This is a genomic window from Pseudomonas lini, from assembly GCF_001042905.1.
Classification (GTDB): Bacteria; Pseudomonadota; Gammaproteobacteria; order Pseudomonadales; family Pseudomonadaceae; genus Aquipseudomonas; species Aquipseudomonas lini.
Genome location: NZ_JYLB01000004.1, coordinates 675,397 through 691,244, shown reverse-complemented (window position 1 = coordinate 691,244; position 15,848 = coordinate 675,397). Strand labels below are relative to the sequence as shown.

Below are 15,848 nucleotides of genomic sequence, written 5' to 3'. Positions count from 1 at the left end.
TATGACTGGTCCCCTGCGGCCTTCTTGGTCACCCGGCGATATCGCGAATGGCGATCTCGCTCATGATGCGTTCCAGCACCTGATCGATGGATAATTCCGTGGAATCCAGCTGTATGGCGTCAGCCGCCGGTTTGAGCGGGGCTACCGCTCGCTGGGTGTCACGCTCATCGCGTGCACGTATCTCATCTAGCAGACTCGACAGACTAACACCATCGACTTTGCCCTTCAACTGCAAGTATCGACGGCGCGCACGCTCCTCGGCACTGGCGGTCAGGAAAATCTTCAACGGTGCGTCGGGAAATACCACCGTGCCCATGTCGCGACCATCGGCCACCAGACCCGGTGATTCCTGAAAGGCCCGCTGGCGCTGAAGCAGCGCCTCACGAACGGCGGGCAACGCAGCGACTTGCGAGGCGCCCGAGCCGATACTTTCGGTACGAATGACATCGCTGACTTCGTCGCCTTCCAGAATAATGCGCTGCAGTTGACCGTCGGTCGCCGCGATGAATTGCACATCCAGATGAGCGGCAAGCTTTTTGAGCAACTCCTCATTCGTCAGATCGACGCCATGGTTATGCGCCGCGAAAGCCAGCAATCGATAAAGCGCACCGGAATCCAGCAAGTTCCAGCCCAGGCGCTTGGCCAGCATCCCGGCGACCGTGCCCTTGCCAGAGCCGCTTGGCCCATCAATGGTGATGACCGGTGCGATGATTTTCACGACTGAGCCTCTTGTGCAACACGGATACCGACCTGCGCGCACAGCGCGAGGAAGTTCGGGAACGAGGTCGCGACGTTGGCGCAATCATGAATGCGGATGGGGGCAGTGGCGCGCAAAGAAGCCACGCTGAAGGCCATGGCAATCCGGTGATCGCCGTGACCATGCACTTCGCCGCCGCCGATCTGGCCGCCGTCGATGATGATGCCGTCCGGGGTTGGCTCGCACTTGACGCCCAACGCCAGCAGACCATCTGCCATCACCTGGATCCGGTCCGACTCCTTCACGCGCAGCTCTTCGGCGCCACGCAGCACGGTGCGCCCTTCGGCACATGCCGCGGCCACGAACAGCACCGGGAACTCGTCGATAGCCAGTGGGACCAGCGCCTCAGGGATCTCGATACCTTTGAGTTTAGCTGCCCGTACGCGCAGATCCGCTACCGGCTCGCCGCCGACTTCACGCTGGTTTTCCAGGGTGATGTCAGCGCCCATCAGGCGCAGGATGTCGATCACACCGGTGCGGGTCGGGTTGATGCCGACGTGCTCAAGCACCAGCTCCGAACCTTCGGCAATCGACGCGGCCACCAGGAAGAACGCCGACGACGAGATATCGCCCGGCACTTCAATGTGGGTCGCGGTCAGCTTGTGGCCGGACTCGACCGAGGCAGTCGCGCCGTTGACGGTCACCGGGTAGCCGAAGCCGCGCAGCATGCGCTCGGTGTGGTCGCGAGTCGGTGCCGGCTCAGTGACGGTGGTCTTGCCTTCGGCATACAGACCCGCCAGCAACAGGCAGGATTTAACCTGGGCGCTGGCCATCGGCATGGTGTAAGTCAGGCCCTTGAGCTTGTTGCCGCCACGAATGGTCATCGGCGGACGGCCTTCAGCAGCGGTCTCGATCACGGCGCCCATTTCACGCAGCGGATTGGCCACGCGATTCATCGGACGCTTGGACAGCGAGGCGTCGCCGGTCAGCGTGCTGTCGAAGTTCTGCGCAGCCAACAGGCCAGACAGCAGACGCATCGAGGTGCCGGAGTTGCCCAGATAGATCGGGCCCGGCGCAGGCTTCAGGCCATGCAGGCCGACGCCGTGGATGGTCACACGACCGTGGTGCGGGCCTTCGATAACGACACCCATGTCGCGGAAAGCTTGCAGGGTCGCCAGAGCGTCTTCGCCCTCGAGGAAACCTTCCACTTCGGTGACGCCTTCGGCCAGGGAGCCAAGCATGATCGAACGGTGGGAAATCGATTTGTCGCCCGGTACACGAATCCGCCCAGTCAGGCGGCCACCAGGTTGTGCCAGGAAAATCAGATCGTTGGAATTCATAGCGTCCACATAGGCCCGGCGGGCCAGGATTTTACTGAAATGCTCGCGGGCAACCCGGGCGCGAGTGAACACGCCCAACAATTGGTGCCCATCCCCTGCATCGACCGCGTCGCGCAAGGCGTCGAGGTCGCTGCGAAATGTATCGAGTGTGCGCAGGACAGCTTCGCGGTTGGCGAGGAAGATGTCGTGCCACATGACCGGGTCGCTACCGGCGATTCTTGTGAAATCGCGGAAACCGCCCGCAGCGTAACGGAAGATCTCAAGATTTTCATTGCGTTTGGCCAACGAATCGACCAAACCGAACGCCAGCAAGTGCGGCAAATGGCTGGTCGCCGCCAACACTTCGTCGTGACGCTCGACCTGCATGTGCTCGACGTCGGCACCCAGTTCGCGCCACAACCGGTCGACCACTGCCAACGCGGCCGGGTCGGTCTGATCCAGCGGCGTCAGAATAACCTTATGGCGACGGAACAGCTCGGCATTGGAGGCTTCTACCCCGCTCTGCTCGGAACCGGCAATCGGATGCCCCGGCACGAAACGCGCCGGCATGCCACCGAACGCCTCGGTCGCCGCGCGCACCACATTGCCCTTGGCGCTGCCGACGTCGGTCAGAATCGCTTGCCCCAAATCCATGCCCGCCAACAGTGCGAGCAACTTCTCCATGGCCAGGATCGGCACCGCCAGCTGAATCACGTCAGCGCCCTGGCAAGCCGCCGCCAGGTCCTCTTCGCAACGATCCACCACGCCCAACTCGACCGCCAGCTTGCGCGACTGCGGGTCGAGATCGACCCCGACCACTTCGCGGCACAGACCGCTTTCACGCAAGCCTTTGGCAAACGAACCACCGATCAACCCGAGGCCGACCACCACCAGGCGACCGATCATAGGTTGAGCAGATTGCAGTGCAGTGACATCAACCACGAGCCATAACCTTGGTCAGCGCCTCGAGGAAGCGGCTGTTTTCAGACGGCAAACCGATGGTGATACGCAGGTGGTTCGGCATGCCGTAGTTGGCCACCGGACGCACGATCACACCTTCACGCAGCAACCCCTCGAACACTGGAGCCGCAACGCGACCCAGATCGACACAGATGAAGTTGCCTTTGGATGGAATCCAGCTCAACCCCAGGTCGCGGAAACCCGCTTGCAGCTGCTGCATGCCGGACTCGTTCAGGCGACGGCTTTCGGCCAGGTACTCGACGTCTTGCAGCGCTGCACAAGCGGCGACCAGCGCAAGGCTGTTGACGTTGAATGGCTGACGCACGCGATTCAGCACATCGGCGACGATGGCCGAGGACAAGCCGTAACCGACCCGCAGCGACGCCAGGCCATAGGCCTTGGAGAAGGTGCGCGAAACCAGCAGGTTCGGGTAGGCCGCCAGATAGTCCAGGCCGTCGGGCAAGTCGCTGCCTTCGGCGTATTCGATGTAGGCCTCGTCCAGCACCACCAGCACATGGGCCGGTACGTCTTGCAGGAATTCATCCAGCGCTTCGGCGTCGAACCAGGTCCCGGTCGGATTGTTCGGGTTGGCAATGAACACCACGCGAGTATCGGCATCGATCGCGGCCAGCATGGCCGACAGATCATGACCCCAGTCTTTGGCCGGGATCACTTTTGCCTGGGCACCGACGGCCTGGGTCACGATCGGATAGACCGCAAACGCATGCGCGCTGAACACCGCGTTCAGGCCCGGCGCCAGATAGGCGCGCGCCACCAGCTCCAGAATGTCGTTGGAGCCGTTGCCTAGCGTCACCTGGTTCAGCTCGACGCGGCACTGATCGGCCAGCAGGGTCTTGAGCGCAAAACCGTTGCCGTCCGGATAGCGGGTCAGCTCGGTGAGCGCTTCGCGAATCGCTGCCAGCGCCTTGGGACTGGCGCCCAACGGGTTTTCGTTGCTCGCCAGTTTGACGATATTGGCCGGATCGAGATTCAGCTCACGGGCCAGCTCGTCCACGGGCTTGCCCGGAACGTAAGGCGAAAGTTGTTGCACGCCCAGCTGTGCCAGAGCGAGGAAGTTGCCACTCATTTGCTACCGCCCTTAGAGAACTGCTTTCGGGTAGGAACCCAGCACTTTGAGTGCTACTGCTTCCTGACTGATCTTTTCCAGTACACCTTTGACCAGTGGGTCGCGGTGGTGGCCGACGAAGTCGATGAAGAACACGTAGGTCCATTTACCGCTGCGCGACGGACGGGTCTCGATGCGCGTCAGGTCGATGCCGTTGTCGTGGAACGGCACCAGCAGCTCGTGGAGCGCGCCGGGCTTGTTGCTCATGGAGACGATGATCGAGGTCTTGTCGTCGCCGGTCGGCGGTACTTCCTGACTGCCGATCATCAGGAATCGCGTGGAGTTGTCCGGACGATCCTCGATTTTCTCGGCCAGACGGGTCAGCCCGTACAAGCCTGCCGCCATGTCGCCGGCAATCGCTGCCGAGTTCCACTCACCCTTGACCCGTTTGGCCGCTTCGGCGTTGCTCGAAACCGCCACGCGCTCGACATTCGGGTAATGCGCGTCCAGCCACTTGCGGCACTGGGCCAGGGACTGGGCGTGGGAATAGATGCGGCTGATGCTGTCGGTCTTGGTGTTTTCACCGACCAACAGGTGGTGGTGAATCCGCAACTCGACTTCGCCACAGATCACCATGTCGTGCTCGAGGAAGCTGTCGAGGGTGTGGTTGACCGCGCCTTCGGTGGAGTTTTCCACCGGGACCACGCCAAAGTTCACCGCACCGGCAGCGACTTCCCGGAACACTTCGTCGATCGCCGCCATCGGCTTGCTGATCACCGCGTGGCCGAAGTGCTTCATGGCCGCAGCCTGAGTGAAGGTACCTTCAGGGCCGAGGTACGCCACTTTCAGCGGCTGCTCGAGGGCCAGGCACGAGGACATGATTTCGCGGAACAGCCGCGCCATCTCTTCGTTGCCCAGCGGCCCCTGGTTACGCTCCATCACACGCTTGAGCACCTGAGCTTCACGCTCAGGACGATAGAACACCGGCACTTCGCCTTCGGCCAGCGAGGCCATCTTTACTCGCGCAACTTCCTGGGCGCAACGTGCGCGCTCACTGATCAGCTCCAGAACTTTTTCGTCCAGAGCATCAATGCGCAGGCGCAGTGCCTTGAGTTCTTGCTCAGACATTAACCGTGTTCCTTCTCGAACTCTGCCATGTACGAAACCAGCGCGTTGACCGCAACGATATCGACGGCGTTATAGATGGAGGCACGCATGCCGCCCACGGAACGGTGGCCCTTGAGGTTCAGCAGGCCGCGTTCGTCGGCGCCGGCCAGGAACGGCTTGTCGAGACGATCGTCAGCCAGACGGAACGGCACGTTCATCCACGAGCGGTCCGACTTGTTGATCGGGTTGCTGTACAAGCCGCTGGCGTCGATGAAGTCGTACAGCGTGCGCTGCTTCACTTCATTGAGCTTGCCGATGGCTTCGACACCACCCTGCTCTTTCAGCCACTCGAACACCAGACCGGACAAGTACCAGGCCAGGGTTGGCGGGGTGTTGTACATCGAGCCGTTATCGGCCGCGACCTTGTAGTTGAGCATGGTCGGGCAAATGGAACGGGCGTGACCCAGCAGGTCTTCGCGAACGATGTTCACGACGACGCCGCTCGGGCCGATGTTTTTCTGGGCGCCGGCGTAGATCATGCCGAAGCGCGAAACATCCACCGGACGCGAGAGAATGTCCGAGGACATGTCGGCAACCAGCGGTACATCACCGGTTTCCGGGATCCATTGGAATTCCAGGCCGCCAATGGTTTCGTTCGGTGCGTAGTGAACGTAGGCCGCGTCTTTGGACAGGCTCCATTCGTTCTGACCGGGGATAGCGAAATAGTCGTAAGGCTTGGCGGTGGCGGCAACGTTGACGTGGCCGTAGCGCGAGGCTTCTTCGATAGCTTTCTGCGACCAGATACCGGTGTCGATATAGTCGGCGGTGCCGCTTTCCGGCAACAGGTTCAGAGGAATCTGAGCAAATTGCTGGCTCGCGCCACCTTGCAGAAACAGCACTTTATAGTTCGAGGGGATATTCAGCAGATCACGCAGATCCTGCTCGGCCTTGGTGGCAATGGACACGAACTCATCACTGCGATGGCTCATTTCCATGACCGACAGGCCCTTGCCGTGCCAATCAAGGAGTTCACCCTGAGCACGCTTCAGGACAGCTTCGGGAAGCGCCGCAGGACCGGCACAGAAGTTATAGGCTCTCTTGCTCACATCCAATCTCGCTCTGATTTGGTGGTATCACGCAATAAATCTGTGAATCTGTAAATCGGTAGGTGGATCTGTAAACCTGTAGGAGCTGTCGAGCGAAGCGAGGCTGCGATCTTTTCGTTCTGCCCGCCAAGACAAGAGCGACGGCAAGATCAAAAGATCGCAGCCTCGCTTCGCTCGACAGCTCCTACGGTCCTACAGCCCTACATTTAAAACAATTCCATAGTTCCTGAGGGACAAACAACAAGGGGGCGAATCTTCATCCGCCCCCTGCTTGCCCGCTTACTCTTGCGGCTCTTCGTCAGCGGCGGCGTCGAGTTGCTGGTCTTCGGCAACGTCGTCGATCACGACTTCACCGTCAAACACTGCACCCTCTTCACCTTCGAGCCCTTCGCCTTCCAGCTCCTCGCCTTCGACTTCCGATGGCTCTTGAACCCGCTCCAGGCCTACCAGCGTTTCATCGCTGGCCAGCTTGATCAGGGTCACGCCCTGGGTGTTACGACCCAGGCTGGAGACTTCGTCGACACGAGTACGAACCAAAGTACCCTGGTCGGAAATCAGCATGATTTCCTCGCCGTCGAGCACCTGAACCGCGCCGACCAGACGGCCATTACGGTCGTTGCTGACCATGGCGATAACGCCCTGACCGCCACGCTTGTACTCAGGGAACTCGGTGATCGCGGTGCGCTTGCCGAAACCACGCGCCGAAGCGGTGAGGATCTGGCTGCCTTCTTCCGGGATCAGCATGGAGATCAGCTTCTGGCCTTCCGGCAGACGCATACCGCGGACACCGCGAGCGGTACGGCCCATGGCACGAACGTCGGTTTCCTTGAAGCGAGTCACCTTGCCGCCGTCCGAGAACAGCATGACTTCACGCTCGCCATCGGTAATGGCGGCAGAGATCAGTACGTCGCCTTCGTCCAGTTCCAGCGCGATCAGGCCGACGCTGCGTTGACGGCTGAAGGATTCCAGCGGGGTCTTCTTCACGGTGCCTTTAGCAGTGGCCATGAAGATGAAGTGACCTTCGGTATATTCCTCGACCGGCAGCATGGTGGTGATGTATTCATCACTGTCCAGCGGCAGCAGGTTGACCAGCGGACGACCACGGGCAGCGCGGGACGCCTCCGGGATTTCGTAGGTTTTCAGCCAGTACACTTTGCCTTTGCTGGAGAACAGCAGCAGCGTGGTGTGGCTGTTGGCGACCAGCAGGTGAGCGATGTAGTCCTCATCCTTGACGCCAGTGGCCGATTTGCCTTTACCGCCACGACGCTGAGCCTGGTACGCAGCCAATGGCTGGGTCTTGGCGTAGCCACCGTGGGAAATGGTCACGACGCGCTCTTCTTCCGGGATCATGTCGCCCAGGGTCAGGTCGAGACGGGCATCGAGAATCTCGGTGCGACGCACATCGCCGTACTCGGCGCGGATCACTTCCAGCTCTTCGCGGATCACTTCCATCAGGCGCGTGGCGCTGCTGAGGATGCGGATCAGCTCGCCGATCTGGTTGAGGATCTCTTGATACTCGGCCAGCAGCTTTTCGTGTTCCAGACCGGTCAGACGGTGCAGACGCAGTTCCAGAATGGCTTGCGCCTGTTCCGGCGACAGGAAGTACTTGCCCTCGCGCAGACCGTATTGCGGGTCCAGAGTCTCTGGACGGCACGAATCGGCACCGGCACGCTCAACCATCGCAACCACGGCGGAAGATTCCCACGCAGTCTTGATCAGTGCTTCCTTGGCTTCCGACGGCGTTGGCGAGGCCTTGATCAGGGCGATGACCGGGTCGATGTTCGACAAGGCAACCGCTTGACCTTCGAGAATGTGGCCACGTTCACGCGCTTTGCGCAGTTCGAACACGGTACGGCGGGTAACCACTTCGCGACGGTGACGAACGAACGCTTCCAGCAGGTCCTTGAGGTTCAGGATCCGCGGACGGCCGTCGATCAGCGCGACGATGTTGATACCAAACACCGCTTGCAGCTGGGTCTGGGCGTAGAGGTTGTTGAGGATCACCTCAGGCACTTCACCGCGACGCAGCTCGATCACGACGCGCATACCGTCCTTGTCGGACTCGTCGCGCAGCTCGGTGATGCCTTCGAGCTTCTTCTCTTTGACCAGCTCGGCGATCTTCTCGATCAGACGCGCCTTGTTCAGCTGGTAAGGGAGTTCAGTGATGACGATCTGCTGACGACCACCGACCTTGTCGATGTCTTCGATCATCGAGCGGGCACGCATGTAAATGCGCCCGCGACCGGTGCGGTAGGCTTCGATGATGCCGGCGCGACCGTTGATGATCGCGGCGGTCGGGAAGTCCGGACCAGGGATGTATTGCATCAGCTCATCGACGGTCAGTTCCGGGTTGTCGATGAGTGCCAGGCAACCGTCGATGACTTCACCGAGGTTGTGCGGCGGGATGTTCGTCGCCATGCCCACGGCGATACCGCTGGAGCCGTTGACCAGCAGGTTGGGAATACGGGTCGGCATGACCGCCGGGATCATTTCGGTGCCGTCGTAGTTCGGCACCCAGTCCACGGTTTCTTTGTGCAGGTCAGCCAGCAGCTCGTGCGCCAGCTTGGTCATGCGCACTTCGGTGTATCGCATGGCCGCGGCGTTGTCGCCGTCCACCGAACCGAAGTTGCCCTGACCGTCTACCAACAGGTAACGCAGCGAGAATGGCTGCGCCATCCGAACGATGGTGTCGTACACCGCGGTATCACCGTGAGGGTGATACTTACCGATCACGTCACCGACAACACGGGCAGATTTCTTGTACGGCTTGTTGAAGTCGTTGCCCAGCTCGCTCATCGCGAACAGCACACGCCGGTGCACGGGCTTCAAGCCATCGCGCGCATCCGGCAGTGCCCGCCCGACAATCACGCTCATCGCGTAGTCGAGGTAGGACTGCTTCAGCTCGTCTTCGATATTGACCGGGAGGATTTCTTTGGCCAGTTCGCCCATGAGAAGCCTGATTCCTTTTTCTGGTGAAACTTCGTCACATCCATATGGGACGAACGAAGCTCGCCGATGCAGACTGAGTGCCGTGCACCGACTTACGACAAATCAACGAGTTATGCCATGGATCTGCGCAGTAAAGGCAGCCACATCAGGCTACCCTGGAAACCGCCGGATGTTATCACAAGAGCCGCCACGCACCTATCCCCCAGATGCGCATGGAGCATAGTTAGTTGACCGGTGACAGGCTTGAAAGGGACGAGAGGGGCTTAGAGCTGTGTTGAATGGAGAATTCAGGGCAGATTCGGCTTGTTTCATTGATTCTCAGGGCCTAATCGCGGGCAAGCCCGCTCCCACAGAGTTTTGCAGCGTTCACAAAACCTGTGGGAGCGGGCTTGCCCGCGATAGCGATTTATCAGGCGCCAGATATCTTTAATGCAGACGCTTACGGCACATCAACTGCGCCATTTTCGCCGTATCCGGCCGTTCGACGATGCCTTTTTCGGTAACGATCGCGTCGATCAGATCCGCAGGCGTGACGTCGAACACCGGGTTGAACGCATCGACATCCGCCCCCACCCGCTTGCCGCCAACTTCCAGCAACTCGCGGCCGTCGCGCTCTTCAATGGGGATCTCGTCACCACTGGCCAGGTTCATGTCGATGGTCGAACTCGGTGCCACCACCATGAAGCGCACGCCGTGGTGCATGGCGTTGACCGCCAGTTGGTAGGTGCCGATCTTGTTTGCCACATCACCATTGGCGGTAATGCGGTCGGCGCCGACGATCACCCAGGTCACGCCCTTGGTTTTCATGATATGCGCAGCGGCGGAATCGGCATTGAGGGTCACGGGAATGCCTTCATTGGCCAATTCCCATGCGGTCAAACGCGAACCTTGCAGCCACGGACGGGTTTCATCGGCATAGACGCGCTCGACCATACCCTCGATGAAAGCCCCGCGAATCACCCCCAGCGCCGTGCCGAAGCCGCCGGTGGCCAGTGCGCCGGTGTTGCAGTGCGTCAGGATCGCCTGGGCGTTGCCCTGATGCTTGCGGATCAGGTCCACACCCAATTGGGCCATGGTCAGGTTGGCTTCGCGATCACTTTCGTGGATGGCGATGGCTTCGGCTTCCAGCGCCGCCAGAGGGTCTGCGTCTTCCTTGAGGCGGTCCAGGCGGTCACGCATGCGACTCAAGGCCCAGAACAGATTAACCGCTGTTGGACGGGAATCAGCCAGTAACGCGTAATCCTCTTCCCACGCCGCCTGCCAGTCACCGCCCTCGGCAATTCGGGCGCGGGCTGACAGCACCATGGCATACGCCGCACTGATGCCAATCGCTGGCGCGCCGCGCACCACCATCGAACGAATAGCCTCAGCCACACCCGCAGCGCTGGTGTAGGCGATCCAGGTTTCCTCGAACGGCAAAATACGCTGATCCAGCAGATGCAGGGCACCATCACGCCAATCGATGGCCTTCACCTTCTCCGCAGCCAACAGTCGATCGCGCATCCAATTACCCCGCACTCATGAACAAAAGCCGCCGATTATAGCGATCCCCCCGCGAAGGCGCTCGGGTATACTTCGCCATCCTTTACAAAAGCACTGGAACCGACTTTCGATGCCGACCCCCACCGCTGCGCTCGACCTGTTATTGCTGCCGACCTGGCTGGTACCCGTCGAACCGGCTGGTGTGGTCCTTAAAGAGCATGCCCTGGGCATCCGCGACGGTCGTATCGTATTTATCGGCCCGCGCGCAGCAGCCTTGAAGTTTAACGCAACCGAAGTCCGCGAATTGCCGGACATGTTGCTCGCCCCCGGGCTGATCAATGCTCACGGGCATGCGGCAATGACGCTGTTCCGCGGGCTGGCCGATGATCTGCCGCTGATGACCTGGCTGGAAAAGCACATCTGGCCGGCCGAAGCTAAATGGGTAGACGAAGCGTTTGTACGCGACGGCACTGACCTGGCCATTGCCGAGCAGATCAAAGGCGGCATCACCTGTTTCTCCGACATGTATTTCTTCCCGAAGGTCGCCAGCGAACGCGTCCATAACAGCGGCATTCGCGCCCAGATCGCCATTCCGATCCTCGATTTCCCGATTCCAGGCGCCGCCACGGCGGATGAAGCCATTCGTCAGGGCGTTGAATTATTTGGCGATCTCAAACATCACGAGCGGATCAAAATCACTTTTGGGCCCCATGCACCCTACACCGTGGGCGACGAAACCCTGGAAAAAATCCGGGTGATCGCCGAAGAGCTGGACGCCTCGATTCATATGCACGTCCATGAAACCGCTTTCGAAGTGCAGCAGTCGGTCGAGCAGCGTGGCGAACGCCCGCTGGCCCGCCTTGGCCGCCTGGGCCTGCTCGGGCCGCGCCTCCAGGCCGTTCACATGACCCAGATCAGCGATGAAGACCTGGTGCTGCTGGTAGAAAGTAACACCAATGTGATTCATTGCCCGGAGTCGAACCTGAAGCTGGCCAGCGGTTTCTGCCCGGTCGAGCGCTTGTGGCAAGCCGGAGTCAATGTGGCGGTCGGCACCGATGGCGCGGCCAGCAATAATGACCTCGACCTGCTCGGCGAAACCCGCACCGCTGCGTTGCTGGCCAAGGCCGTCGCCGGCTCCGCCACCGCGCTGGACGCCCATCGCGCCCTGCGCATGGCCACGCTCAATGGCGCGCGCGCACTGGGAATCGAAGCAGAGACGGGTTCGCTGGAAGTCGGCAAAGCGGCGGACATCGTCGCATTCGACCTGTCGGGCCTGGCACAGCAACCGGTCTACGACCCGGTTTCTCAACTGATCTACGCCACTGGCCGCGACTGCGTGAAACACCTTTGGGTCGCCGGCAAGCAACTGCTCGACGACCACCGCCTGACCCGTCTGGATGAGGCGCAGCTGTGTGCCACTGCCAAGGCCTGGGGCAGGCGCATCAGCGGCCATACCGAATTGTAAGCACCCTGGACCGAAACCGGGGCAACAGGATTTTTCAAGTTTTAGAGGACTGACACCATGAGCAACGTCGACTACGCCGAAATCGCCAAATTCGAAGCCCTGGCCCATCGCTGGTGGGACCGCGAAAGCGAGTTCAAACCGCTGCACGACATCAACCCGCTGCGGGTCAACTGGATCGACGAGCGCGTCAATCTGGCGGGCAAGAAGGTCCTCGACGTCGGTTGCGGCGGCGGCATCCTCAGCGAAGCCATGGCCCAGCGCGGCGCGACCGTGATGGGTATCGACATGGGCGAAGCGCCGCTGGCGGTCGCTCAACTGCATCAGCTGGAATCCGGCGTGAGCGTCGAGTACCGGCAGATCACCGCCGAAGCCCTGGCTGAAGAAATGCCTGAACAGTTCGACGTAGTTACCTGCCTGGAGATGCTTGAACACGTGCCGGATCCGTCGTCGGTGATCCGCGCCTGTTTCAAAATGGTCAAACCGGGTGGCCAGGTGTTCTTCTCCACCATCAACCGCAACCCGAAGGCCTATCTGTTCGCCATCGTCGGCGCCGAATACATCATGAAGTTGCTGCCGCGCGGCACCCACGACTTCAAGAAATTCATCCGCCCTTCGGAGCTTGGCGCCTGGAGCCGCATGGCCGGCCTGACCGTCAAGGACATCATCGGCCTGACCTACAATCCGTTGACCAAGCATTACAAACTGGCCTCCGACGTGGACGTCAACTACATGATCCAGACCCTGCGCGAGGAGTAAGCCGATGCGTATCAGAGCAGTCCTTTTCGACATGGATGGCACCCTGCTCGACACCGCGCCGGATTTCATCGCCATCTGCCAGGCGATGCGCGCTGACCGTGGTTTGCCGCCGATGAACACTCAATACATTCGCGATGAAATTTCCGGTGGTGCCAAGGCGATGGTCGCTGTGACCTTTTCAATGGACCCGGAGTCGCCGGGGTTCGAGGAACTGCGTCAGGAGTTTCTCGACCGCTATCTCAAGGATTGCGCGGTCCACAGCCATCTGTTCGACGGCATGGCCGAGGTGCTGGAGAAAATCGAAAAGGCCAACCTGATCTGGGGCGTGGTCACCAACAAACCAGTGCGTTTCGCCGAGCCGATCATGCAGCAGCTGGGCCTGGCCGAACGTTCGAAAGTGCTGATTTGCCCTGATCATGTGAAGAACAGCAAACCGGATCCGGAGCCGTTGATCCTGGCGTGCAAGATGCTCGAACTGGACCCGGCCAGCGTGCTGTTTGTAGGCGATGACCTGCGGGACATCGAGTCCGGCCGCGATGCCGGCACCAAAACCTGCGCGGTGACCTACGGTTATATTCACCCGGACGATAACCCGAAGCACTGGGGCGCGGACGTGGTAATCGATCATCCGCTGGCGCTGGTCGAGGTGTTGGATAACGCTTTGTGCAGTTGCTGATTCAAATCAAAAGATCGCAGCCTGCGGCAGCTCCTACAGGAGACCGCGATCGGCGTAGGAGCTGCCGAAGACTGCGATCTTTTTCGGCCCTGTTAACGGATTATGTTGAGGTTTTTTATGTTTGATTATTCCGCCCGTCCTGAATTGCTCAAGGACCGGGTCATCCTGGTCACCGGCGCTGGCCGTGGCATCGGCGCTGCCGCTGCAAAAACCTACGCCGCCCACGGTGCCACCGTGCTGTTGCTGGGCAAGACCGAAGCCAACCTGACTCAGGTCTACGACGAAATCGAAGCAGCCGGCCATCCACAACCGGCCGTGATTCCGTTCAATCTGGAAACCGCGCTGCCTCATCAATACGATGAACTGGCAGCCATGATCGAGACCGAATTCGGCCACCTCGATGGCTTGCTGCACAACGCCTCGATCATCGGTCCCCGGACACCCATCGAGCAGCTGTCCGGTGAGAACTTCATGCGCGTCATGCACGTCAACGTCAACGCCATGTTCATGCTCACCAGCACCCTGCTGCCACTGCTCAAGCTGTCTCAGGACGCCTCGGTGGTATTCACCTCCAGCAGTGTCGGTCGCAAGGGTCGTGCTTACTGGGGCGCGTACGGCGTTTCCAAGTTTGCTACCGAAGGCCTGATGCAAACCCTGGCCGACGAAGTAGACACAGTCGCACCGGTGCGTTCCAACAGCATCAACCCCGGCGCCACCCGAACCAGCATGCGCGCTCAGGCCTACCCCGGCGAAAACCCGCTGAACAACCCGACACCCGAGGAGATCATGCCGGTCTACCTTTACCTGATGGGTCCGGACAGTACCGGCATCAATGGCCAGGCGTTCAACGCTCAGTAACGCCCGTGCGTCGCTTTTCTGCCGCGACGGCTTCCCGACGCGGCACTCAAACCCGATGGTAACTACCCCCGCTACAAGTCAAATAAATGTCATCGCCCTCCGTAATCCCCCTCGTATAACCTTCCAGTATTTTGATTTTTAAAGCTTTTTATTCGACTGAACCGAATGGCACGACTTTCGCTCTAATTTTGTTCAGACACGCCGTGTGAAAGCAGACGAGGCGGAGCTTGAGCCGAGAGGTTACTAATCTTCGGCAAAGCGGACTAAACTCGTGCCAAATGTCCTACGGGACTGATGGACCAGTAATGACGCGCAGCCCAAAGCCGCTCTCACCCAGCCTGTAAGACAGCCTTACTGCTTAGGGGCTCACGCCATATGAAATCACCTTCCCAGACCAACGCAATTGACTTCGACAGTGCCAAATTGCAACGCCTGGGCTTTGGTCAGCAGCCTCCCCTCCTGGAGCGGCCCGTCAGTCTTGCGCAGTTGCGCCAAACGCTGGGCCTGCAACTGCAAACCAGTCTTGAGCCGCAACGCATTCTCGGACTTTTCTTCCGTGAAATTCAGCGCCTTGTGCCACTGGATGCCCTGAGTTACGAGCATCAGCCCAGCGACTTGCGCCTGCAATTCGGCGCGCGGGGTCACCATTCAATCAGCTACAGCCTCAGCCATGAAGGCGAGCAATTGGGTGAGCTGGTGTTCCGTCGCAATCAGCGTTTCAGCGAACAGGAACAGGGCAACCTGGAGTCACTGTTGTCGACCCTGCTCTTCCCCATGCGAAACGCCCTGCTCTACCGAGCGGCAACCCAAAGTGCATTGCGTGATCCGCTGACCGATACCGGCAACCGCATCGCCATGGATCAGACGCTGGAACGGGAAATCGAGATGTCGCGTCGACACTCGCAGCCCCTGTCGCTGCTGATGTTGGACATCGATCACTTCAAACACATCAACGACACCTATGGGCACAGTGCCGGCGATGAAGTGCTGAAGGCCGTCGCAGCCTCGATCAAAAACCAGTTGCGCAACGTCGACATGGTGTTCCGGTTTGGTGGCGAAGAATTCCTGATTCTGCTTTCCAACACCAGTCGGGAAGCTGCAGCCATGGTCGGTGAAAGACTGCGGTTTGCGGCGCAGGCTCAGGACTATGAGGCCGAGGGCAAGATGATCGAGCTGACGGTGAGCATCGGTTGCTCGACGCTGCTGCCCGGCGAGTCTGCCGAGAGTTTGTTGCGACGGGCCGACAGTGCGTTGTATGTGGCCAAGCGCGCGGGGCGTAACCGCCTGGCGATGGCGGGCTGATATTTCAGTAACGCTGCATAACCCATGTGGGAGCGGGCTTGCTCGCGAAAGCGGTCTGACATTCAGCAACTCTGTTGAATGTTAAGCCGTCTTCGCGAGCAAGCC

At 60.2% G+C, this 15,848-nt stretch carries 12 protein-coding genes; 5 read left to right on the top strand and 7 right to left on the bottom strand.

The genetic code is table 11. The features are described 5' to 3' along the window. Positions 1–28 precede the first annotated feature (28 nt). From cmk to mtnA, 7 genes are all read right to left on the bottom strand, one after another. Positions 29–718, bottom strand: coding sequence for a (d)CMP kinase (cmk, locus tag TU81_RS15290; protein ID WP_038982161.1), 690 nt, complete (start codon positions 716–718; stop codon positions 29–31). Beyond that, on the bottom strand, positions 715–2,922 hold the full coding sequence (locus TU81_RS15285; protein ID WP_038982160.1) for a bifunctional prephenate dehydrogenase/3-phosphoshikimate 1-carboxyvinyltransferase: 2,208 nt from the start codon (positions 2,920–2,922) through the stop codon (positions 715–717). The genes cmk and TU81_RS15285 overlap by 4 nt, the downstream gene beginning before the upstream one ends. Before the next feature lie 28 nt (positions 2,923–2,950). Beyond that, positions 2,951–4,063 (bottom strand): histidinol-phosphate transaminase, encoded by a 1,113-nt coding sequence (gene hisC / locus TU81_RS15280; protein ID WP_048395884.1) that lies wholly within the window; start codon positions 4,061–4,063, stop codon positions 2,951–2,953. 12 nt (positions 4,064–4,075) lie between these two features. Further along, complete coding sequence (gene pheA, locus TU81_RS15275; RefSeq protein ID WP_007899727.1) at positions 4,076–5,170, bottom strand: prephenate dehydratase; 1,095 nt, start codon at positions 5,168–5,170, stop codon at positions 4,076–4,078. Beyond that, positions 5,170–6,255, bottom strand: a complete 1,086-nt coding sequence (gene serC / locus TU81_RS15270) for a 3-phosphoserine/phosphohydroxythreonine transaminase (RefSeq protein ID WP_038982158.1) — start codon at positions 6,253–6,255, stop codon at positions 5,170–5,172. Before serC ends, pheA begins: the two co-directional genes overlap by 1 nt. Before the next feature lie 279 nt (positions 6,256–6,534). Beyond that, positions 6,535–9,204 (bottom strand): DNA gyrase subunit A, encoded by a 2,670-nt coding sequence (gyrA, locus tag TU81_RS15265; protein ID WP_038982157.1) that lies wholly within the window; start codon positions 9,202–9,204, stop codon positions 6,535–6,537. A gap of 426 nt (positions 9,205–9,630) precedes the next feature. Continuing rightward, positions 9,631–10,707 (bottom strand): S-methyl-5-thioribose-1-phosphate isomerase, encoded by a 1,077-nt coding sequence (mtnA, locus tag TU81_RS15260; RefSeq protein WP_038982156.1) that lies wholly within the window; start codon positions 10,705–10,707, stop codon positions 9,631–9,633. 109 nt (positions 10,708–10,816) lie between these two features. Between mtnA and TU81_RS15255 the strand changes: the two genes are divergently transcribed. From TU81_RS15255 to TU81_RS15235, 5 genes are all read left to right on the top strand, one after another. Further along, positions 10,817–12,151, top strand: a complete 1,335-nt coding sequence (locus TU81_RS15255) for a TRZ/ATZ family hydrolase (protein WP_048395882.1) — start codon at positions 10,817–10,819, stop codon at positions 12,149–12,151. A 57-nt stretch (positions 12,152–12,208) separates the two neighbouring features. Next, positions 12,209–12,907 carry a bifunctional 2-polyprenyl-6-hydroxyphenol methylase/3-demethylubiquinol 3-O-methyltransferase UbiG gene (ubiG, locus tag TU81_RS15250; protein ID WP_038982154.1) on the top strand — a complete coding sequence of 233 codons (699 nt, stop codon included), beginning with the start codon at positions 12,209–12,211 and terminating at the stop codon, positions 12,905–12,907. 4 nt (positions 12,908–12,911) lie between these two features. Beyond that, positions 12,912–13,583, top strand: a complete 672-nt coding sequence (gene mupP / locus TU81_RS15245; RefSeq protein WP_038982153.1) for an N-acetylmuramic acid 6-phosphate phosphatase MupP — start codon at positions 12,912–12,914, stop codon at positions 13,581–13,583. 117 nt (positions 13,584–13,700) lie between these two features. Continuing rightward, a complete protein-coding gene (locus tag TU81_RS15240; RefSeq protein ID WP_007899713.1) occupies positions 13,701–14,441 on the top strand; it encodes a YciK family oxidoreductase in 741 nt (246 codons plus the stop codon). Between the two features lie 375 nt (positions 14,442–14,816). Continuing rightward, positions 14,817–15,743, top strand: coding sequence for a GGDEF domain-containing protein (locus TU81_RS15235; RefSeq protein WP_038982152.1), 927 nt, complete (start codon positions 14,817–14,819; stop codon positions 15,741–15,743). The last annotated feature ends 105 nt before the right edge of the window (positions 15,744–15,848 follow it).